Raw genomic sequence first — 19,489 nt, 5'->3', positions numbered from 1 at the left:
CGCGGGGCCGATTTGATGCCACGCAAAAGGCGTGGCAAGTGGGGCGCCATGGGGGAGTTGCTTGGTCTTATCTTTTCACGTTTATTTACATGGGCCGTTTGGGGCCGGGGATACACTCGCTTCCCCGTGGTCTGCCATAAAAGTGACATGAATCAGCGCGCGCCCATTTATCGCCGAGTCCTGGCGTTGTTCCAGCAGGACGGCCGGATCCACCCGGGCACCGGGATGATCACCGGCGTGATTGCGCTATTCCTCGCCATCCTGTCGGTGCTGGGCGTGCTGGCGTTTCACTTTCCGGCGTATCTGACGACGCCCGAATTGCGCACCTTCTACACCGTCGACGCGATGCGCACGTTGCTGTTCGCCGCCTTGCTGGCGTCCGGCACCATCGCCCTGACCAACATCGTGTTCGGCCGCCAGCGCTGGCTCAACATCGCCGCGTTCGTGCTGGTGTGCGGCGCGGTCGCCGCCGGCGGCAGCCAGGTGGTGGTGACGACGTCCAACACCGGCCATCATCCCTACCTGGGGCTGGACTGGTTCATCCTCGACCTGCTGGCCTCCAGCACCGTGTTCATCATCTTCGAAAAGCTGTTTCCGCTATACCCGGGCCAGCCGGTGTTCCGCGGCGAATGGCAGGTGGACATGAAGCACTTCCTGTTCAACCACCTGTCGGTGGGCGCGGTGCTGCTGTGCATCAACTTCTTCGTGCACCGCTTGTTCTCGTGGGCCGCGTACGAACCGCTGCAGCAGGCGATCCAGTCGCTGCCTTACCTGGTGGAGTTGTTCGTGGCGGTGCTGGTGGCGGACCTGGTGCAGTACGCCGCGCATCGGGCGTATCACGAGGTGCCGTTCCTGTGGCGCATCCACGCGGTGCACCACAGCACCCGCACGCTCGATTGGCTGGCCGGTTCGCGCCTGCACATCGTCGAACTGCTGATCACGCGGGTGGCGGTGCTGGGCGTGCTGTTCGCGCTGGGCTTTTCCAAGCCGGTGCTGGATGCCTACATCATCATCGTCGGTTTCCAGGCGGTGCTGATCCATTCCAACGTCAAGCTGCCGTGGGGCTGGCTGCGCTACATCATCGTGACGCCGGACTTCCACCACTGGCATCACTCGTCCGACACCGAGGCGATCGACAAGAACTATGCGGCGCACCTGTCGTTCATCGACTACCTGTTCGGCACGGCGGTACGCGGCACGGGCAAGCGCCTGCCGGAGAACTACGGCATTCTCGATAACGACATGCCCGGCACGTTCCTGGCGCAGCAGGCCTACCCCTTCCGCAAGAAGTAGGCCGTCCGGCGCTACATCATCTTGACCGCGCGGCCGATGAACTGGATCGGTCCGGTGGGCCTGCCGATGGGAGACCCGGTGGCAGGCTCCAACGTCAGTTCGAACAACTGATTGGGCTCCAGCGGCGGCAAGGCATCCAGCGGGATGCGCACCGGTTCGCCGGGCTTGACCAGGCCCAGGGACACGGGCGCGGACCAACCGTCCGCCTTGGTCCAGAATTCCAGGGCGCGGTCCGGCGGCACCTGTACCGCGGCAATCGGGACGAGCTGCACGTCGTGCCTGCCGGCCTGGGCCTGTATCACCCAACCCGGCGCCTGCGACTGCGGCGCCACCAGCACCACCATGTATTGCGTGGCCGCGGGCGTCGAGACCGGACGCAGCGACAGGGCGACCGCCAGGGTCAGCGCCGCGGCCAGGCCGCAGACGGCCGCGCCGCGCCAGAACGGCAGGCTATCCCAGAGCGCGGCGCGCTTTCGCCGGGGCTCGCGAGCGGGCACGGCCTGGCCCGCGTCCAGCGTGGCCGCGATGCGCGGCCAGAGACCGGGCGAGGGGTCGATCGGGGTGGCCAGGTCGGCCAGCGGCAGCAGCCGCGCTTCCCAGCGGTCGACCGCGGCGCGCAGCGCGGCGTCGTGCTCCAGGCGGGCCTCGACTTCGCGCCGGCGGGCGCTGGGCAAGGTGCCCAGCACGTATTCCCCCGCCAGTTCGTCCAGGCCTTCGGGTGTCGTGGGCAGGGCGCTCATGCCAGACATTCCTTCAGCGCTTTCAGGCTGCGCTTGATCCAGGCTTTGACGGTGCCCAGGGGGGCGCCGATACGTTGCGCGATCTCGCTTTGCGACAGGCCCTCGACGTAGGCGTGCAGCAGGCAGTTGCGACGCACCGGCTCCAATTGTTCGAGGCAGGGGCCGATGCGGCCGGCGCTGTCACGCCATTCGAAGGCGTCGTGGGTGTCATGCCACGCCTGCATCGAGTCACGGATATCCAGGGCCGCCGCGGTGTCGTCGTCCATGCCGGTTTCGTGGCGGCTGTCACGCACGGCGTTCAGGGCGAGGTTGCGGGCGATGCGGTAGAGCCAGCCGCGCGCCGAGCCCCGCGTGGCATCGAAGCCAGCGGCCTGCTTCCAGATATTGACGAAGGCGTCGTGCACGATGTCTTCGGCGCGGGCGCGGTCGCGCAGGATGCGCTGGGCCACGCCCAGCAGGCGCGGCCCTTCTTGCCGATACAGGGCCTCGAGCGCCGCGCGGCGGCCCGCGGCGCACTCCTTGAGAGCCGCTTCGTAATCGAAATCCGGGGCGGGGCGTTGCGGCATGTGCGCGGGCCTGGCGACGGTGGGTACGGACCCGGGCCTGGCCCGGGCGGGTGACAGCATATTACCGGAGTCTGCCCGCCCGCCAAGCCCCGCCGTGTCAGTCCGCCTTCCAGAAAATGTAGTCGGCCTGGTAGGCGACCTGGCTGCGCTGGCCCAGGGTCGCGGTCGTGCACGGCGTCTGCGGCGCCACGCCGCCCTTGAGTGCCGTGCGCTGGATATAGGCCACGCCCGTCAAGGCGCCCGCGCCCATGGCGGGATTGGCCTTGACCAATTGATAGGGCAGGTTGCCCGCGCCGGCGGGCGCCACGGCGACCTGGGTGCCGGTCAGCTTGGAGCCGTCCGCCGCTTCCCACGTGGCGGGAGGGCCGTAGTACGTGCCGACCTGCTTGCCCTGGCGGTCGTTCAGGACGGCCTTGGGACCGGCGAAGACCCATTCAGCCTGGTCTTTCGCGTCGGCCTTGGCGCGGCATTCGTAGGTGATTTCACCCTTGCCCACGGTTTCCCAGGCTACTTTGTGGCCATTGGGTACACGGACTTCGGCGGGCAGCGCGTCCTGCGAGTACGCCATGGCCTGGAAGGCGCCAAGCGTGCCGCACGCGGCCAGGATGGCGGTGGCGAACAGGCCGGCGCCAGGACGGCGGAGGGGGAGGCGAGTATTCATGAGCGGTCTCCTGCGGGTAGAGGGGATCTGTCTGCAACGACACGCGGAATGCGCGCCGTTGCAGGTACTACACGCGAGAGACCGATTCGGATGCAGGCCGGTCGGATTTTTTTTGAGGGGCTGCCATCTGTGCTGTGCTGATGTTCGCATCGCGGACGGCGTGACGCGGCGGCCTTTGCGGAGGGGGCTCCAATTTATCGCCGATGGCGGCCCGCCCGGTCGTCGCCATGCGATGGCGGCGGCCCCGCCGAAGAATCAGGCGGCGGCCAGCGCTTCGTCCTTCCAGCGCTGTTTGTCGCGCAGGGGCGGGAAGCCGAACAGGCGGCTGTACTCGCGGCTGAATTGCGACGAGCTTTCATAGCCCACCGCGTGCGCGGCCAGCGCCACGCCCGCGTCATCGGTCAGCATCAGGCGGCGCGCTTCCTGCAGCCGCAGGTGCTTCTGGTACTGCAGCGGGCTCATGGCGGTAGCCTGCTTGAAATGATGATGCAGCGACGACACGCTCATGTGCACGTCGCGGGCGATCTCCTCGACCCGCAGCGGCAGCGCGTAGTTGTCGCGCAGGATGCGGATCGCCTTGGCCACGCGGTTTAGCTGGCTGTCCTGCAGCACGGTCTGGCGCAGCACCATGCCCTGGCCGTTCATCAGCAGGCGATACAGCAGCTCGCGCTTGACCATGGGCGCCAGGATGGGGATGTCACGCGGCGTCTCGAGCAGCCGCAGCAGGCGCAGCGTCACGTCCAGCAGCGTGCCGCCGAGTGGATTGACGCACATGGCGCGCGAGGCTTCGGCCGGCAGCAGCGGCGGCAGGTTTTCATCGCTGATGAGCGCGGTGATTTCCTCCGGGTTCAGATCCAGCCGCAAGCCCAGGTAAGGCAGGGAGGGGCTGGCGACCGAGACCTTGGCCACCACCGGCAGATCGACGGACGAGATCAGGTAGTGGAACGGGTCGTACTCATAGGCTTCGTCGCCGATCAGCACGCGCTTGGATCCTTGCGCGATGACCGCCAGCGCCGCCTTCTGCAGGGCCGGCTTGGGGCCGGTCGGCTGGGAGATGCGGTGCAGGTACAGGCCCTCGATGGGGGTGTCGAGTGAACCCTCGAGCGTGCCGGTCATGCGTTCGAGCAGGCACAGCAATTCGTGCCGGGCGGGCTCGAAAGCGGCCGTTGACGGGGCGGAGATATGGGTGGGGGCGGAAGGCATGTGCGGGGCTCCGGGCAAGGCGCCTGCGCACGCGCGGGGCGGGCGGGACGCCGGAGGATCAGGCGATGTCGAGTGTAGACCCAACTAGTGGCATGCGTTCGGTCTCGAAGCCGGGCGCGGAGAAATGGGCAAAAAATATGGAGGATCGGGCGCATGTCCCGCCGGGCGCGGGCGGCCCGGAGAATCAGGCAAAAAAAGGGCAGGATCGAGCATCGCCCGCGGCCGCCCCCGCACCGCATACTGTTTCCACCCCGGACGTGCGCCGGTGCCGTCCCATCCCGGGCCGGCGGCGCGCCGTGCCCTGGAAGGAGTGCAATCATGCGGTACAAGAAATTCGGCAACACCGGCCTGTTCGTTTCAGAACTGTGCCTGGGCACGATGACCTTCGGCGGCGAAGGCGAGCTGTGGAGCAAGATCGGCGCCCTGCAGCAGGAGGACGCCAACCGGCTGGTGGGCCGCGCGCTGGAGGCCGGCGTCAACTTCATCGACACGGCCGACGTGTATTCAGAAGGTCGTTCCGAGATCATCACGGGGCAGGCGTTGCGCGACCTGAAGGTCGCGCGCGACGACGTGGTCATCGCCACCAAGGTGTTCGGCCAGACCGGCCCGGGCGTCAACGCACGCGGCAATTCGCGTTTCCATATCATGGAGAGCGTCAAGAAAAGCCTGGCCCGCCTGCAACTGGACCATATCGACCTCTACCAGATTCACGGTTTCGATCCGGCCACGCCCATCGAGGAGACCGTACGGGCGCTCGACAACCTGGTGCAGCATGGCCACGTGCGCTACGTCGGCGTGTCCAACTGGGCGGCCTGGCAGATCATGAAGGCGCTGGGCATTGCCGAGCGCCTGGGCCTGGCCCGCTTCGAATCCCTGCAGGCCTACTACACCGTCGCCGGCCGCGACCTGGAGCGCGAGATCGTGCCCATGCTGCAAAGCGAGGGGGTCGGCCTGATGGTGTGGAGCCCGTTGGCGGGCGGCCTGCTCAGTGGCAAGTACAGCCGCGATGGCCAGGCGGCCGCCGGCGACCGCCGCGCGCAGTTTGACTTTCCGCCCGTCGACCGCGAGCGCGCCTTCGACAGCATCGACGTCTTGCGCCAGGTGGCCGAGGCGCGCGGCGTATCGGTGGCGCAAGTGGCGCTGGCATGGCTGCTGCACCAGCGGGCGGTCACCAGCGTCATCATCGGCGCCAAGCGGGTCGAGCAGCTCGATGACAATCTGGCGGCCACGGATATCCGACTGACGGCGCAAGAGCTGGCGGCGTTGGATCAGGTGAGCGCCTTGCCGCCCGAGTATCCGGGATGGATGTTCACGCGCCAGGGCGAGTTCCGCCGGCAGCAGTTGCGGGAGTCGAACGCCGCGTGAGCGGAGTTGGACCGGGAAAGGGCGGCAGCGCCATGTTCCGCCGGCGGGGCGAGTAGAATCCAGGAACCGGGCGCGGCCCGTTCGCCGGCCGCGCCGCTCTTTTCCCGGGAGTCCCCGTTATGAAGCGCCATGCGCGCGCCGCCGGCCGGGCGGTGATTATGAGGGTCGCGTTGGCCGACACGGCCACGGCGGCGGCCACGCCGTCGTTCGATGGCGGCGGCGCCAGGCGCGGCGTCGAGAAAGGGAGTGGTTCCATGGACGACGCCCCTTTCCGCGTGCATTGACGCGTCGCCGTGGCCATCCCCTTCCTGCGCCAACTCACGGCGGTCAGCCGTACGCCCCAGGCCAACCGGCGGCTGGCGTATTTCCTGACCTTCATCGCCGGCGCCGTCAACGCGGGCGGCTTCCTGGCCGTGCAGCAGTACACCTCGCACATGTCGGGCATCGTGTCGATGATCGCCGATCACATGGTGCTGGGCGGCCTGGCCGTGGTGGTGCAAGGAATGGCCGCGCTGCTGTCGTTCGTGGCGGGGGCGGCCACCTCGGCCTCGCTGATCAATTTCGGCCGGCGCACGCACCTGGCCAGCGAGTTCGCCCTGCCGCTGATGCTCGAGGCGGTGCTGCTGCTGGCCTTCGGCCTGCTGGGGGCGAACCTCGAGAACCTGCGCTGGTTCTACGTGCCCGGCACCGTGATGCTGCTGTGCTACATCATGGGCCTGCAGAACGCGATGATCACCAAGGTGTCCAAGTCCGAGATCCGCACGACCCACGTGACCGGCATGGTCACCGACATCGGCATTGAACTGGGCAAGCTGTTCTACTGGAACCTGGCGCACGAGGACAAGGCCGGCGCGGCCCCGGTGCGGGCCGACCGCGGCAAGCTGATCGTGCTGAGCACGATGGTCACGCTGTTTTTCGCTGGCGGCGTGACGGGCGCCTATTCCTTCTTCCACTACGGCTTCGGTTCGACCGTGCCGCTGGCGTTGTTCCTGATGGTGCTGGCGGCGGTGCCGGTGGCCGACGACATCCGCCATTTCTTCGCGCGTCCCTAGCGCACGCCGGCGACCGCGCGCGGCTCAGGTCTTGGCGTTGGCCAGCAAGACCTGCAGCGCCGCCGCCGTCTGCCAATGTAGCTTTTCCAGGCGCGCATCCTTGGCGGGATCGGTGATGGCACGGCCATCGGCGCCCTTCGGATAGGGGGCGCCAAGCAGCCGGGCCATGTCGATTTGGTAGTGGCTGCTGTCCCCATACGGGCGCTTGCCGTCGATGAAGGGCATCGGCCAGAAGGCGTCGCCCTCGCGCAGCACCGCGTCCAGCTCGCCCGGACCGGCCTCGCGCCAGTTCGCCGCGCGCAGCAGCGTCAGGTGCTCGCGCCGCAGTTCGAAGCGGCCCTGCGCATCGACGCCACTGTCGGGGAAGTCGAAGGCTTCGCGCCGTTGCGGCGGCAGCGTATAGCGGCCGGCGGGCAGGCGGCTGATGTCGCGCACATAGGCCGGCACCAGCCGGCACACTTGCGCCAGGCGCCGCGTCGCCAGGCTTCGATCGGACGTGCCCAGCAATGCCATCGCCGCGGCGATCGTGTCCTTGTCGCTCAACGGCCGTTCGAACTCGATGCCGGGCGCGCCGGACTCCACGGGAATCCAGATCACGCCCAGTCCGCGCATCAGCCTGGCGTGGTCCGCGCCGTAGCGAAGGCTCGCCGGGTCCGCCCGGAAGACCTGGCGGATGATGGCATCCCGCTCATTCGGCGCGGCAGGGCCCGCCGCTAACGCGATGCGCAGCGGCGCGCAGGCCAAGGCCGCCATTGTCAGCGTCAGCGCGCGCCGGGGCGGGGAGACGAGAACAGGCTGCGCGGAGCGCGGCAGGGCGGGCGGTGTGCGAGACATGGGGGGACTCCTTTGGCGGCGGATGGCTTGCGCGTCACGGCAAGGCGGAGCGAGAAACGTCGAAAGAAGCGGCGCTAGCGCGGCAGCGATGCCAGCTCGGCGGCCGCGCGGGAATAGCCGGGTTGCAGCCGCAGCGCCGCCTCGTAGCTGGCGCGCGCGTCCGCCTGGCGGCCCAGCCGCCGTTGCAGCATGCCCTGGTTGGTCAGTATCTGGGCGCTGGGCGGCGCCGCCGCCACGGCCCGCTCGTATGTCTTGAGGGCGTCGGCCGTGCGGCCCAGGCCGTCCAGCAAGGCGGCTTCCAGGTTCAGGCCGATGCTCCATTGCGGATAGCGCTGCGTCAGGCTCCGCGCCGTGGCCAGCGCGCTGGGCAGGTCCCGCAGCTCGGCCTGGACGCCGGCCTTGTTCACGTAGAACCAGCGGTTGTCCGGGTCCAGCCTGATCGCTTCGTCGAACCGTTCCAGCGCCGCGGCGGGTTGGCCGTTGACCGTTTGCAGCTTGCCCAGGAAGTTCCTGACGTCGGCATTGCCGGGATCGCGTTGCGACAGGGCTTCGGCGATGCGCTGCGCCTGCGCCGGGTCGTTGCCGCGCAGCGCGGCGGAGATCTGCTGGTTCATTTCCCGCAGCGGCGCGGGCCATTGCTGGATGCGGGCGCGCAAGGCGGTGCTCTCGGCGGCCAATTCGGCCTGGTAGGCGTTGTCGAATTCCAGCGGCGGCTGCGCTTGCGCGCGGGCGGCGGCGTGGCCCGCCAGCAGCAGGGCGGCCAGCAGGCAGCCGATCAGGGCGCGTAAGTACCTGCCGGGGCGCACGGTCGCCCACCATGCCGCGGCGTGCCGCCAGCCTGGCGACAATCGAAAAGGACGATGCGGCGTTGCGATCATGAGGGACGGGAAAATGGGGCCTGGGCCCCTTACGATATCCCGAAATCGCGCCGGCGTTCGCCACGACCGGACGGCCCGGCGATGAGGCCGGGCCGTCCCGTGGCTCCCTTCCTGGCCGCACCTCGCGGCAGCGGAGGGGGAGATAGGCTCATTTGGGCATGAGCACGTTGTCGATCACGTGGATCACGCCGTTGGACTGGTAGACGTCGTAGGTGCTGATGTTGGCGACGCCGCCTTTCTCGTCCTTGACGATGAGGTTGTGCTTGCCGTTCATCATCACCCAAAGCTTGCCGCCGCTGGCGGTGGTCAGCTCGGTGACGCCGCCCTTTCTGGCCTTGGCGGCCAGCGCGTCGAAGTCCAGCTTGCCCGGCACGACGTGGTAGGTCAGGATCTTGGTCAGGGTGGCCTTGTTCTCGGGCTTGACCAGGGTGTCGACCGTGCCGGCCGGCAGCTTGGCGAAGGCGGCGTTGGTGGGGGCGAACACCGTGAACGGACCCTTGCCCTGCAGCGTGTCCACCAGGCCGGCGGCCTTGACGGCGGCCACCAGGGTGGTGTGGTCGGCGGAGTTGACCGCGTTTGCGACGATGGTCTTGGCGGGCATCATCGGTTGGCCCCCGACCATCACGTCGGCCGCATAGGTGGGTGCCAGGGTCAAGGCGGAGCTGGCGATGGCAATCGAAGCTAGCAATTTCATGACGATCTCCTTTTTGGTTGGCCGTCGCCTGCACATACGGGACAGCCCTCTGGCTGGATGCGCTCGGCGACCTGGAGCAAACCCTAGGTAGGCGCGATCGCCCGGCGCTGGCAGGCGCGGGCTCGCTGCCGAAATTGCCAGGATCACTACAATGAGAAAACCGGCGCCCGACCGGGGCGCTGCCGCCGCCGGGCAGCGGTAAGCACGCCTTTCTGGCGCTTGTTCGCAGGGTGGTTCCGGTCGCGGACAGGTAGCATCAAAGAGGTGATTGCCAGGCCGCGCACCGGCGCGCGGCGCTGCCGCGAATCACGCGATTCGCTATTTTCCGGAGGATAAGAACAAACATGGACGCGGAATTCTGGTTGGAACGCTGGCGCGACGGGCGCACGCATTTTCATCAAACACGAGTGACGCCGCTGCTGCAGAAATACTGGCCGACACTCTCGGTGCCCGCGGGCGGCAAGGTGCTTGTGCCCTTGTGCGGCAAGTCGCTGGACATGGTCTGGCTGGCGGCGCAAGGCTTCCAGGTGCTGGGCGTGGAACTGTCGCAACTGGCGGTCGAGCAGTTCTTCGTCGAGAACGAACTCAAGCCCTTGATTCACGAAAGTGCCTACGGCAGCCACTATGTGGCGGGCAATATCGAAATCATCCGCGGCGACATCTTCAAGCTCGATGCGCCGCTGCTGTCGCATTGCGTCGGCGCCTACGACCGCGCGGCGCTGGTCGCGCTGCCCAGGGAGATGCGGGGCGAGTACGTACGCCACGTCTACGGGCAACTTGCCCCCGGTTATCGCGGCCTGCTGATCACCCTCGATTATCCGCAGGAAGAGATGGACGGGCCCCCCTTCGCGGTATTGGACAGTGAGATGCGGACGCTGTTCAGCGGCGTCGCGCCCGCGGTGATCATCGATCGCCGCGACATCCTGGCCAAGGAACCCAAGTTCGCCGAACGCGGCGTGAGCCGGCTGGATACGGTCGTCTATCGGCTGGGCGTGCAGGCCTGAGGCGCGGCCCGGCGGCGCCGGCCGCTGGGGCAGCGCGGCCCGCCGCCTTGCCTCGCGCCCGGCCCGGCGGTTCAGAAGAACCAGCCGCCTCGCGTCAGGTCCTTCTCGCAGTTCTTGTACTGGCTGGCGAATTTGTCGGCGCGCGCCTGCACTTTCCTTGACACCGTCTTCAGCCATGCCTTGCGGTCGTAGCTCCGATTGCGGTATCCGGTCCAGCCTTCGTGGTAGTTCAGGTACTGGCCATAGGCATCGGACTTGGAGATGCCGTTCAGGCGCTGGGTCTTGTTCATGTACCAGCCCATGAAATCCAGTGCGTCAGCGAAATTGTCACGGCTGGAGCCCCAGCCGCCGGCATCCTTCTTGTAGTCGTCCCAGGTCTCGTCCTTGGCCTGGGCGTAGCCATAGGCGGAACTGACGCGGCCCCACGGGATGATGCCCAGGAAGTAGTAGCGCGGCGGCACCGCGTCCTGCTTGAAGCTGGACTCCTGGTACATCATCGCCATCGGCACCGGCACCGGCGCGCCCCATTTCTTCTGCACCTTGAGCGCGGCGTCGTGCCAGTCCGGCTTCTCGCGGAAGATGGCGCAGATGTTCTCCGGATTCGACGGCGGGGCGGTGGCGCAGCCGGCAAGCGCGGCCAGCAGCGGCAGCGGCATCAAGAGCCGTGTCATTGGTGGTCTTCTCCAGGCGCCGGCGGGCGGCGGTTACGTTTTGCGTGTCACGATTTGCAGTGATTGTATGAAAACGTATCGATGGAAAAGTTCCGCCCCCGATTTTTATTCGCATCGCGCCGCTCAGGCCTGAGATCTCTCGGGCGGTTTGCCGCTTTGGCGCCCCAAATGAAAACGGCCCCGGATCGCTCCGGGGCCGTGTCACAGGGGTGCCTGCGTGGCGAGGTTACACCTCGATCACGTCCGCCACGTCCTTGTAGTCGGCGATCTTGTCGAAGTTCAGGTACTGGTAGATCTGGTCGCCGCTCTTGTTGATGACGCCCATGTCGGCCATGTACTCGTCCTTGGTCGGGATGCGGCCCAGCTTCGAGCAGATCGCGGCCAGTTCGGCCGAACCCAGGTACACGTTGGTGTTCTTGCCCAGGCGGTTCGGGAAGTTGCGGGTGCTGGTGGACATCACCGTCGCGCCTTCGCGGACCTGCGCCTGGTTACCCATGCACAGCGAGCAGCCCGGCATTTCGGTGCGGGCGCCGGCCGTGCCGAACACGCCGTAGTGGCCTTCCTCGGTCAGTTGCGTGGCATCCATCTTGGTGGGGGGGGCCACCCACAGCTTGACCGGGATGTCGCGCTTGCCTTCGAGCAGCTTGGACGCCGCGCGGAAGTGGCCGATGTTGGTCATGCAGCTGCCGATGAACACTTCGTCGATCTTGGCGCCGGCGACTTCCGACAGCGTCTTGACGTCGTCCGGGTCGTTCGGGCAGGCCACGATGGGCTCGTGCACGTCGGCCAGGTCGATTTCAATGACGGCGGCGTATTCGGCGTCGGCGTCCGGTTCCAGCAACTGGGGATTGGCCAGCCACGCTTCCATCGCCTTGATGCGGCGGCCCAGCGTGCGCTCGTCTTCGTAGCCGTTGGCGATCATCCACTTGAGCATCACGATGTTGCTGTTGATGTACTCGATGATCGGTTCCTTGTTCAGGCGCACCGAGCAGCCGGCGGCCGAACGCTCGGCCGAGGCGTCCGACAGTTCGAAGGCTTGCTCGACCTTCAGGTCGGGCAGGCCTTCGATTTCCAGGATGCGGCCGGAGAAGATGTTCTTCTTGCCTTGCTTGGCGACCGTCAGCAGGCCCTGCTTGATGGCGTACAGCGGAATGGCGTTGACCAGGTCACGCAGGGTGACGCCGGGCTGCAGCTTGCCCTTGAAGCGGACCAGCACCGATTCCGGCATGTCCAGCGGCATCACGCCGGTGGCGGCGGCGAAGGCGACCAGGCCCGAGCCGGCCGGGAACGAAATGCCGATGGGGAAGCGGGTGTGCGAGTCGCCGCCGGTGCCGACGGTGTCGGGCAACAGCATGCGGTTCAGCCACGAGTGGATCACGCCGTCGCCCGGACGCAGCGAGACGCCGCCGCGGGTGCTGATGAACTCGGGCAGCGTGTGGTGCGTCTTGACGTCCACGGGCTTGGGGTAGGCGGCGGTGTGGCAGAACGACTGCATCACCAGGTCGGCCGAGAAGCCCAGGCAGGCCAGGTCCTTGAGTTCGTCGCGGGTCATGGGGCCGGTGGTGTCCTGGCTGCCGACCGAGGTCATCTTCGGTTCGCAGTAGGTGCCCGGGCGGATGCCGCGGCCTTCCGGCAGGCCGCAGGCGCGACCGACCATCTTTTGGGCCAGCGAGAAGCCCTTGCCGGTGTCGGCCGGGTCCTTGGGCAGGCGGAACAGCGTCGACGGCGGCAGGCCCAGCGCTTCGCGCGCCTTGGCGGTCAGGCCGCGGCCGATGATCAGCGGAATGCGGCCGCCGGCGCGCACTTCGTCGAACAGCACGTCGGATTTGACTTCGAATTCGGCGATGACTTCGCCATTCTTGATCGCCTTGCCTTCATAGGGGCGCAGTTCGACCACGTCGCCCATTTCCATCTTGGAAACGTCGAGTTCGATCGGCAGGGCGCCGGCGTCTTCCATGGTGTTGTAGAAGATCGGGGCGATCTTGTTGCCCAGGCACACGCCGCCGAAACGCTTGTTCGGCACGAAGGGGATGTCTTCGCCGGTGAACCACAACACCGAGTTGGTGGCCGACTTGCGCGAGGAGCCGGTGCCGACCACGTCGCCGACGTAGGCGACCAGGTGACCCTTGTCCTTGAGCGACTCGATGAACTTGACCGGGCCGCGCTTGCCGTCTTCTTCCGGTTCGAACGCGGCGCCGTCGCGCTTGTTCTTGAGCATCGCCAGGGCGTGCATCGGGATGTCGGGGCGGGTGGTGGCGTCCGGGGCCGGCGACAGGTCGTCGGTGTTGGTTTCGCCGGGCACCTTGAAGACCGTGATGGTCAGGCTTTCGGGCAGTTCCGGACGGCTGGTGAACCATTCGGCGTCGGCCCAGCTCTGCAGCACGGACTTGGCGTTGGCGTTGCCCTTGTCGGCCTTTTCCTTCACGTCATGGAAGGCGTCGAACATCAGCAGGGTCTTTTTCAGGGCGTCGGCGGCGATGGTGCCGATTTCCTTGTCGTCGAGCAGTTGGACCAGCGGGCCAATGTTGTAGCCGCCCAGCATGGTGCCGAGCAGTTCGGTCGCCTTGGCGCGGCTGATCAGGGCACAAGCTTCGGTGCCCAGGGCCACGGCGGCCAGGTACGAGGCCTTGACCTTGGCGGCATCGTCCACGCCGGCCGGAACACGGTGGGTCAGCAGATCGACCAGGTTCTGCTCTTCGCCCGCGGGCGGGTTCTTCAGCAGTTCGATCAGTTCAGCGGTTTGTTTTGCCGTCAGGGGCAGCGGGGGGATCCCCAGGGCCGCGCGTTCGGCAACGTGTTGGCGGTAAGTATCCAGCATGTGAGGCCTGCTCAAAGTCGGGTTGGAAGAAGGGTTGTCGCCGGAATTGTAGAGGGAAGAGGGGGGCGCAAGCAAATGTCTTATATCTTATATAAGACTTGAGTCGATAGCCGTTGCCTGCGGGCCACGCCGGGCGTGGGCGGCGTGGCGCGGGGCGGCCCATCAGGGCAGAAAACGGGGGCGATTCAGGGATGGGCACGCCGAAGCGAGACTGCGGCGGCGGCAGCCGCGAGCGCGGCTGCCAGCCCCCAGTCTGTGCTTGCGCTTGCGCTCGGGTGGCGCAAGCCCGTGCTGATAAATGAGAAGGCTCTGGCGGGCGGTCGGGCGGACCGCCGGGCGCGGGATCAGTTGGCCTTGGCGTCGTACACCACGCCCACGCGGGCGAAGTTGGCGCCGTACTGCTTGACGTCCAGCTGGAACGGGGCGCTTTCACCCGGCTTGAGCTTGGGCAGGCGCAGCTCCGAGTAGCGCGCGCCGGTCAGTTTGTCCTGGGCGTCGTAGAGGCTGACCCAGACCTTCACGTTGTCGATTTCGGCGCTGTCGTTGTTGCGTACCCGGCCATGCACCGTAACGTACTTGTAGCGGTAGCGGTAGGTGAAATTCAGCGTGCCGGTGCCGATGCCGGCCTCGGTATTTTCGACGCTGATGTCCAGTGCCGGCCGGGTGCCGGGCAGGGCCGCGCGCTTGGCGGGCTTCCAGCTGGTCTTGACTTCGGAATAGCGTTCGAAGCTCTCGCCGTTCAGCAGCACCGGAATGCGCTCGCCAGGGTACAGCATGGCCGGCAGCGACCATTCCTGACGTAGCCGCAGGGGGCGCGAGCCGTCGAACACGGAGATTTCCATGCCGGGCGACAGCGCCACATATTTGTCGCTGCGGTTGACCACCTCGGCCAGCAGCAGCGGGCGCTCGATCTCGTCCAGCAGGCGGCGCGGCGGGGATAACGTCAGCGCCGCCGGATCGAAGAGGGCGAAGTCCGGATCGAGCAGTTCGGCCGTGGTCAATCGCACGTCGTCGATGATGCGGGGATTGGCGGGGCTGACACGCACGATGCGGCTGGCGGGGTCTGGGGAAACCGGCGCCGAGGCGGCGGGCGCCGGCGCGGCCTGGACGGTCTTGGGCGCGTCCCAGGGCAGCAGGCCGTTGTACTTGGCCAGGGCGTAGCCGCCAGCGGCGACGATAATCAGCACCAGCCCGGCCCGGGCAGGCCGCGACAGGGGCCGCGCGGGGGAACGGTCAGCCTTCACTTTGCACCATGTAATCGTAGGATCCGACCTTGCCTTCGGCCAGCATGTCGCAGCGCACATCGAACGAGGTCAGCGCGCCGGGGGCGAGCGGACTGGCCGAACCGTAGCCATTGCCGGTGCCGATCAGCTTGCCGTCCTCGTCGTACAGCATCACCGTCACCTGGGTGCTGCTGGCGGCGACACTGCCCTTGTTGCGCAGCAGGCCCACCAGGCGGTAGGCGCCGTCGTTGCGCACCAACTGCACCTTGTCGGCGGCGACCTCGCGGGCGCTGCTGAGCGCCAGCGACGGCGTGGCCGGCTTCAGGGTGTAGCGGCTGTAGGCGGTATCGGGCAGGGAAATCGTCACCGGCGTGTATTCACCAGGCAGCAGGGTGCGCGCCATCGGCGAACCCGAGGAAGAGGACAGGGTCAGCTCGCCCTGGTAGAACGTGGCGGTGACGCGCGGCGCGTCGATCTTCTTGCCGGTCTCGTTGCGCATCAGCATCACCAGCTGGTTGCGGCCGCGTGCGCGAACTTCCTGCACATCCGTCAGCTTGACCAGCGCGGCATCGATGGGCGGGGGCGCCGCGCGCGAAGGCGAGCGGGTCGAGGAGCCAGTGTTGAACAAGGAAGCCGCGAGCGGCACCAGGATCGCGGCGAGCACCGCCAGCACGATCGCGGCCACCGCGGCCGGTTGCAGCCTGGCGGCGGGCGCCGGTTGCTGCATTCCGCGCAGGATCTTCTCCAGGCGCTGGGCGACGTTGTCTTCGACCAGGGTGACCGCGTGGCAATGGCTGCACTGGTACTCGTTGGTGTCGAGCTTGGTGAACTGGGCGCTGCCGCAAGTCGAGCAGGTCAGCGTCACCGTGTTGATCGTGGTCTGTTTGGGCGTCATGCGTGGAGACAGGCGGACCGCGTCCGGGGCGGCGCCGGGATGGCGCGGCCGAGCCGGGCGCGGCGGGCTTACTGGGCCGCAAGGATAGCGGCCGGGCGCGGGCGGCGGGGTGCATGAGCGCATCTGATTATTACAAAATGTAGGCGAAATGCCCGGACGGCCCCTGGCCCGGTGCTATCATCGCCGGCGTCGAATGCCCCTCTTGAATACGCCGTTCCCCAGTCGTTCCGCTTCAGGCCGCGATCTTTCGCGGCGGGGCCGAGCCGAGGCAGGTCAGGCTCCGTCCCAGCATGAGCATCCTCCAACACGTGTTGTTCCTCGCCTGCGTGGCGCTGGCGACCTACGCCCAGACCATGACGGGCTTTGCCTTCGGCCTGGTGCTGTTGGGGCTGTCCGGAGTGTTCCAGCTGGCATCCGTATCCGAGGTCGCCAACGTGGTCAGCGTCCTGTCGCTGGTGAATGCGGTGGTCACGCTGGCGCGAGCCAAGCCACAGGTCAACTGGCCGTTGATGGCGCCGGCGCTGCTCAGCAGCCTGGCGGGCGTGGCGGTGGGCGTGGCCGCGCTCGCCTGGATCAGCGGGGCCATGGCGGTGTTGCTGCAATTGCTGCTGGGAGTCACCATCATGGCCTGCGCCGTGTTGCTGGTGGCGCGTACCCAGCCTCTGGCGCGTCTCTCGTCGCGCGCGTCTTTCCTGTTCTTCGGCGGGGTCTCGGGCGTGCTGGGCGGCCTGTTTTCGAGCGCCGGGCCGCCCATGGTCTATCACCTGTACCGCCAGCCGCTGCCGCTGGCTTCCATCCGCAACAGCCTGTTGGTGCTGTTTTCGCTGAACGCGGTGGTGCGCCTGGCGCTGGTGACGGGGCAAGGCGCCTTCATGGCGAGCTCGTTCTGGCTGAGCCTGCAAGCCCTGCCCGTGGTGATCGGGGTGACGTGGGTGGCGCGCCGCTATGCCACCGCCGGGTCGATGAAGACCGTCAAGCGGATGGTGTTCGTGCTGCTGCTGGCGGCCGGGCTGGGCCTGGTGGTGCCGGCGTCGCGGCTCCTCGCGGCGGGTTAACCGCGAGGAATCCGCCGCCGCTGGCGCGGGCGCTCAGCCGTGTTCGCCCGAGATGTAGCGCTCGAGCTCGGTGATGATGAACTTCTGTTCGCTCATGACGTCCTTGACCAGGTCGCCGATGGACACCAGGCCCACCAGTTTCTTGTCCTGGATGACGGGAAGGTGGCGGAAGTGGCGCTCGGTCATCAGCGCCATGCAGTGTTCACGTGTGTCTTCCGGGCGCACGTAGAAGACCGAGTCGGTCATGATCTCGCGAACCTTGGTGGTGCGCGACGAGCGATCCTGCAGCACGATCTTGCGGGCGTAGTCGCGCTCGGTGAGCATGCCCAGCACCTCGTCGCCGTCCGCCACCACCACGGCGCCGATGCTGCGTTCGGCCATGGTCTTGATGGCGTCATACACGGACGAGTCCGGCGAGACGGTCACGACGGGCGGGTTGGCCTTTTCCCTCAGAATCTCAGCAACTTTCTTCACGATGTGCTCCCGAATCGCTGGCAAGGTTCAAGCGCTGGCTAGAGCCCGCGCCGGATGCCTTGCGCCGGCGCACGGTCTGGCCGTAGCTCCATCCTAAGCCCGGCGACGGGATTGCCGCAAGTTCGCGTGCCTCACCGTTGCGGTCAGCCACAATAGCGTGGACGGGGCCGAGGGCGGGATCATCGCGCCATGTCATTTGATTCCGATATTTTCCGTTCATGGTCAAAGCCGATTGCCTGCCTGGGAATTTTTCTGTAATTTATAAGCTACATCATGGCCGTTACGACAATTGAGTTGCGGCGCTACGTGACTGTGCAAGGCATATCGCCATTCGGCGTGTGGTTGCGCGAACTCGGTGACGCCAAGTTGCGGGCGTGGATCGAAGTGCGCCTGAAGCGGATCGGCGCCGGGCTTCTGGGCGATTGGCGGGCCGTCGGCCAGGGGGTTATCGAGTTTCGTCTGGATATCGGTCCGGGTTATCGCGTCTATGCCGGCAGGCATGGCGCTCGCTTGATCGTGTTGCTGGCTGGGGGAGCGAAAGCCACGCAGCGGCACGACATCGAACTGGCCTGGCGTTATTGGGCGGACTGGAAGCAGAGGCAGGCATGAACAATCGCCACACTGACATCGCATCGGTTTCCCATGCCGCGGAGACCATCGCTGAATTGCGAGCGGACCACGATTTCGCGGTCGAATACCTGAAGGCGGCGCTGGAAGAACTGGACCATCCGGATCATCGCGCCGCCGGCTTGCTGGCGTTGCGCGACGTGGCGGAAGCCTATGGCGGCGTCGCCGCCGTCGCGGCGGCGGCGGGCATCTCGCGGGAGGCCCTGTACCGCGCGCTTTCGCCTCAGGGAAATCCAACGCTCAAGACATTGCTGGCCGTGCTGCATGCCGTGGGCATGCGGCTGTCCGTGGTGCCGGCGGGCGCCGCGCTGAAGGCCTGATACCACAAGGCCTTTGAGCCACTCCTCTGGTCCTATCTTTCAACGACCGTGCGGTGAGCGGCCGGCCCGCGCCGGCCGCCCCGTATCCTCAGCGGATCAGGAACCCGGCGCCCACCGGATCATTCTTGTCGATGACCCAGCGCGCCGTGCCCAGGATGCTGGCCGTGCCCTTCACCGTCGGCCGCACCGCGCGGGTGCCGTTCAGGTCGACCTCGCCCAGCAGGCAGCCCTCGAAGGTGCCACTGCCCAGCAGGCCTTCGGACTTGATCGGCTGGTTCAGGCCCATCTTGCCGCGCGCTTCGAACATCGCCATCATCGCGCTGGTGCCGGTGCCGCCGGGCGAGCGGTCGAGCTGGCCAGCGCTGAACACGTGCACGTTCTTGTAGAACGCGCCCTCGATCGTGGGCTGGTGCCAGAACGTAATGAAGTTCAGGTTGTTGATGTGCGCTTCGGTCGGATGCTGGATGCGCTGGCGGGCATTGAGCTGGTCGCGCACGATCAGGCCCATGCGCGACAGCTCGGTGCCGTTGTCCGGCGAGATGCGCAGGTCGCAGTTCGACAGGTCGACGATGCCGAAGTAGTTGCCGCCCCAGACGATGTCGGCCGACAGCTTGCCGTAGCCCGGCAGTTCCACCGGGATGTCCTGCGCCGCGACATAGGCCGGCACGTTCTCGAAGCGCGTCCACAGCACGTTGTCGCCTTCCGAGGCCACTTCCGACACCACCAGGCCGGCGGTGGTCTCGAAGCGGATGCGGGTGATGCCGTCCTTGCCGCGCGGCACCAGGCCGTTGGCCACCATGGCCATGCTGACCGCGATGGTGCCGTGGCCGCACATGTGCGAATACTCGGTGCCGTCGATGTAGATCAGGCCGGCGTCGTACTCGGGGCTGGACGGCGGCGTCAGGAACACGCCGAACATGTCCTTGTGGCCGCGCGGCTCGCGCATCAGCGCCTTGCGCAGCCAGTCGTAGTGCTGCTCCAGGAACGCGCGCTTTTCCAGGATGGTGGAACCGGCGGGGTACGGAATGCCGCTGTGGACGATACACAGGGGCTCGCCTTCCGTATGGGTATAGATGACATCGAACGCGTCTTGCTTGCGCATGACAGTGACTCCAG

At 67.0% G+C, this 19,489-nt stretch carries 21 protein-coding genes; 8 read left to right on the top strand and 13 right to left on the bottom strand.

Annotated elements, in window-relative coordinates; genetic code table 11:
• Positions 1-147 precede the first annotated feature (147 nt).
• Positions 148-1,293 carry a sterol desaturase family protein gene (locus tag HV742_RS28615; RefSeq protein WP_049075355.1) on the top strand — a complete coding sequence of 382 codons (1,146 nt, stop codon included), beginning with the start codon at positions 148-150 and terminating at the stop codon, positions 1,291-1,293.
• A gap of 11 nt (positions 1,294-1,304) precedes the next feature.
• Here the strand turns inward: HV742_RS28615 and HV742_RS28610 are convergent, their stop codons facing one another.
• From HV742_RS28610 to HV742_RS28595, 4 genes are all read right to left on the bottom strand, one after another.
• Positions 1,305-2,033, bottom strand: coding sequence for an anti-sigma factor (locus HV742_RS28610; protein WP_372364288.1), 729 nt, complete (start codon positions 2,031-2,033; stop codon positions 1,305-1,307).
• Complete coding sequence (locus HV742_RS28605; protein ID WP_049075353.1) at positions 2,030-2,599, bottom strand: sigma-70 family RNA polymerase sigma factor; 570 nt, start codon at positions 2,597-2,599, stop codon at positions 2,030-2,032. Before HV742_RS28605 ends, HV742_RS28610 begins: the two co-directional genes overlap by 4 nt.
• Positions 2,600-2,696: 97 nt before the next feature.
• Positions 2,697-3,260, bottom strand: coding sequence for a DUF3455 domain-containing protein (locus HV742_RS28600; protein WP_049075351.1), 564 nt, complete (start codon positions 3,258-3,260; stop codon positions 2,697-2,699).
• Positions 3,261-3,515: 255 nt separating this feature from the next.
• Positions 3,516-4,463, bottom strand: coding sequence for an AraC family transcriptional regulator (locus HV742_RS28595; RefSeq protein WP_175146990.1), 948 nt, complete (start codon positions 4,461-4,463; stop codon positions 3,516-3,518).
• A 318-nt stretch (positions 4,464-4,781) separates the two neighbouring features.
• On the opposite strand from HV742_RS28595, the gene HV742_RS28590 reads away from it, so the two are divergent.
• The 3 genes from HV742_RS28590 to HV742_RS28580 all read left to right on the top strand — a co-directional run bounded on the left by HV742_RS28590 (position 4,782) and on the right by HV742_RS28580 (position 6,880).
• Positions 4,782-5,828 carry an aldo/keto reductase gene (locus HV742_RS28590; protein WP_063585220.1) on the top strand — a complete coding sequence of 349 codons (1,047 nt, stop codon included), beginning with the start codon at positions 4,782-4,784 and terminating at the stop codon, positions 5,826-5,828.
• Between the two features lie 119 nt (positions 5,829-5,947).
• Positions 5,948-6,112, top strand: coding sequence for a hypothetical protein (locus HV742_RS28585; RefSeq protein ID WP_175146989.1), 165 nt, complete (start codon positions 5,948-5,950; stop codon positions 6,110-6,112).
• 9 nt (positions 6,113-6,121) lie between these two features.
• Positions 6,122-6,880, top strand: coding sequence for a YoaK family protein (locus HV742_RS28580; protein WP_049075341.1), 759 nt, complete (start codon positions 6,122-6,124; stop codon positions 6,878-6,880).
• Positions 6,881-6,904: 24 nt separating this feature from the next.
• Here the strand turns inward: HV742_RS28580 and HV742_RS28575 are convergent, their stop codons facing one another.
• The 3 genes from HV742_RS28575 to HV742_RS28565 form a co-directional block, all read right to left on the bottom strand.
• Positions 6,905-7,714 carry a hypothetical protein gene (locus tag HV742_RS28575; protein ID WP_175146988.1) on the bottom strand — a complete coding sequence of 270 codons (810 nt, stop codon included), beginning with the start codon at positions 7,712-7,714 and terminating at the stop codon, positions 6,905-6,907.
• A 74-nt stretch (positions 7,715-7,788) separates the two neighbouring features.
• Positions 7,789-8,520: a tetratricopeptide repeat protein gene (locus tag HV742_RS28570; RefSeq protein ID WP_254601287.1), complete on the bottom strand. Its 732-nt coding sequence runs from the start codon at positions 8,518-8,520 to the stop codon at positions 7,789-7,791.
• Between the two features lie 220 nt (positions 8,521-8,740).
• Complete coding sequence (locus HV742_RS28565; RefSeq protein ID WP_049075338.1) at positions 8,741-9,286, bottom strand: fasciclin domain-containing protein; 546 nt, start codon at positions 9,284-9,286, stop codon at positions 8,741-8,743.
• Between the two features lie 344 nt (positions 9,287-9,630).
• On the opposite strand from HV742_RS28565, the gene HV742_RS28560 reads away from it, so the two are divergent.
• On the top strand, positions 9,631-10,290 hold the full coding sequence (locus HV742_RS28560) for a thiopurine S-methyltransferase (RefSeq protein WP_049075336.1): 660 nt from the start codon (positions 9,631-9,633) through the stop codon (positions 10,288-10,290).
• A 71-nt stretch (positions 10,291-10,361) separates the two neighbouring features.
• On the opposite strand, the gene HV742_RS28555 is transcribed toward HV742_RS28560, so the two are convergent.
• The 4 genes from HV742_RS28555 to HV742_RS28540 form a co-directional block, all read right to left on the bottom strand.
• Entirely contained in the window at positions 10,362-10,961 is a 600-nt protein-coding gene (locus HV742_RS28555; protein ID WP_175146987.1) for a transglycosylase SLT domain-containing protein, read from the bottom strand.
• Positions 10,962-11,187: 226 nt separating this feature from the next.
• Positions 11,188-13,779, bottom strand: a complete 2,592-nt coding sequence (acnB, locus tag HV742_RS28550) for a bifunctional aconitate hydratase 2/2-methylisocitrate dehydratase (protein ID WP_049075327.1) — start codon at positions 13,777-13,779, stop codon at positions 11,188-11,190.
• 344 nt (positions 13,780-14,123) lie between these two features.
• The gene (locus tag HV742_RS28545) at positions 14,124-14,966 is read right to left on the bottom strand and encodes an FxLYD domain-containing protein (protein WP_254601286.1); all 843 of its coding nucleotides are present in this window, start codon (positions 14,964-14,966) and stop codon (positions 14,124-14,126) included.
• 46 nt (positions 14,967-15,012) lie between these two features.
• The gene (locus tag HV742_RS28540) at positions 15,013-15,897 is read right to left on the bottom strand and encodes an FxLYD domain-containing protein (RefSeq protein WP_175146985.1); all 885 of its coding nucleotides are present in this window, start codon (positions 15,895-15,897) and stop codon (positions 15,013-15,015) included.
• A gap of 290 nt (positions 15,898-16,187) precedes the next feature.
• On the opposite strand from HV742_RS28540, the gene HV742_RS28535 reads away from it, so the two are divergent.
• Positions 16,188-16,952, top strand: a complete 765-nt coding sequence (locus HV742_RS28535; RefSeq protein WP_049075322.1) for a TSUP family transporter — start codon at positions 16,188-16,190, stop codon at positions 16,950-16,952.
• A gap of 33 nt (positions 16,953-16,985) precedes the next feature.
• On the opposite strand, the gene HV742_RS28530 is transcribed toward HV742_RS28535, so the two are convergent.
• Complete coding sequence (locus HV742_RS28530; protein ID WP_054418651.1) at positions 16,986-17,426, bottom strand: CBS domain-containing protein; 441 nt, start codon at positions 17,424-17,426, stop codon at positions 16,986-16,988.
• Positions 17,427-17,699: 273 nt separating this feature from the next.
• Here HV742_RS28530 and HV742_RS28525 point away from each other — a divergent pair, with 273 nt between their 5' ends.
• Both HV742_RS28525 and HV742_RS28520 read left to right on the top strand, forming a co-directional pair.
• Positions 17,700-18,035, top strand: coding sequence for a type II toxin-antitoxin system RelE/ParE family toxin (locus tag HV742_RS28525; protein WP_175146984.1), 336 nt, complete (start codon positions 17,700-17,702; stop codon positions 18,033-18,035).
• A complete protein-coding gene (locus tag HV742_RS28520; protein WP_059272236.1) occupies positions 18,032-18,373 on the top strand; it encodes an addiction module antidote protein in 342 nt (113 codons plus the stop codon). Before HV742_RS28525 ends, HV742_RS28520 begins: the two co-directional genes overlap by 4 nt.
• Positions 18,374-18,461: 88 nt before the next feature.
• Here HV742_RS28520 and HV742_RS28515 read toward each other — a convergent pair whose 3' ends face one another.
• Positions 18,462-19,475 carry a proline racemase family protein gene (locus tag HV742_RS28515; RefSeq protein ID WP_054418649.1) on the bottom strand — a complete coding sequence of 338 codons (1,014 nt, stop codon included), beginning with the start codon at positions 19,473-19,475 and terminating at the stop codon, positions 18,462-18,464.
• Positions 19,476-19,489 lie beyond the last annotated feature (14 nt).

This window comes from Achromobacter ruhlandii (assembly GCF_902859695.1).
In the GTDB taxonomy this organism is placed as follows: domain Bacteria; phylum Pseudomonadota; class Gammaproteobacteria; order Burkholderiales; family Burkholderiaceae_B; genus Achromobacter; species Achromobacter ruhlandii.
This window is presented reverse-complemented; position numbering and strand designations above follow the sequence as displayed.

Bases quoted from the DNA above. Each gene is read 5' to 3' on its own strand.
- HV742_RS28525 (WP_175146984.1), top strand. From the start codon at position 17,700: ATGGCCGTTACGACAATTGAGTTGCGGCGCTACGTGACTGTGCAAGGC.
- HV742_RS28535 (WP_049075322.1), top strand. From the start codon at position 16,188: ATGAGCATCCTCCAACACGTGTTGTTCCTCGCCTGCGTGGCGCTGGCG.
- HV742_RS28560 (WP_049075336.1), top strand. From the start codon at position 9,631: ATGGACGCGGAATTCTGGTTGGAACGCTGGCGCGACGGGCGCACGCAT.
- HV742_RS28610 (WP_372364288.1), bottom strand. From the start codon at position 2,033: ATGAGCGCCCTGCCCACGACACCCGAAGGCCTGGACGAACTGGCGGGG.
- HV742_RS28520 (WP_059272236.1), top strand. From the start codon at position 18,032: ATGAACAATCGCCACACTGACATCGCATCGGTTTCCCATGCCGCGGAG.
- HV742_RS28555 (WP_175146987.1), bottom strand. From the start codon at position 10,961: ATGACACGGCTCTTGATGCCGCTGCCGCTGCTGGCCGCGCTTGCCGGC.
- HV742_RS28600 (WP_049075351.1), bottom strand. From the start codon at position 3,260: ATGAATACTCGCCTCCCCCTCCGCCGTCCTGGCGCCGGCCTGTTCGCC.
- HV742_RS28575 (WP_175146988.1), bottom strand. From the start codon at position 7,714: ATGTCTCGCACACCGCCCGCCCTGCCGCGCTCCGCGCAGCCTGTTCTC.
- HV742_RS28595 (WP_175146990.1), bottom strand. From the start codon at position 4,463: ATGCCTTCCGCCCCCACCCATATCTCCGCCCCGTCAACGGCCGCTTTC.
- HV742_RS28615 (WP_049075355.1), top strand. From the start codon at position 148: ATGAATCAGCGCGCGCCCATTTATCGCCGAGTCCTGGCGTTGTTCCAG.
- acnB (WP_049075327.1), bottom strand. From the start codon at position 13,779: ATGCTGGATACTTACCGCCAACACGTTGCCGAACGCGCGGCCCTGGGG.
- HV742_RS28515 (WP_054418649.1), bottom strand. From the start codon at position 19,475: ATGCGCAAGCAAGACGCGTTCGATGTCATCTATACCCATACGGAAGGC.
- HV742_RS28605 (WP_049075353.1), bottom strand. From the start codon at position 2,599: ATGCCGCAACGCCCCGCCCCGGATTTCGATTACGAAGCGGCTCTCAAG.
- HV742_RS28585 (WP_175146989.1), top strand. From the start codon at position 5,948: ATGAAGCGCCATGCGCGCGCCGCCGGCCGGGCGGTGATTATGAGGGTC.
- HV742_RS28540 (WP_175146985.1), bottom strand. From the start codon at position 15,897: ATGACGCCCAAACAGACCACGATCAACACGGTGACGCTGACCTGCTCG.
- HV742_RS28565 (WP_049075338.1), bottom strand. From the start codon at position 9,286: ATGAAATTGCTAGCTTCGATTGCCATCGCCAGCTCCGCCTTGACCCTG.
- HV742_RS28590 (WP_063585220.1), top strand. From the start codon at position 4,782: ATGCGGTACAAGAAATTCGGCAACACCGGCCTGTTCGTTTCAGAACTG.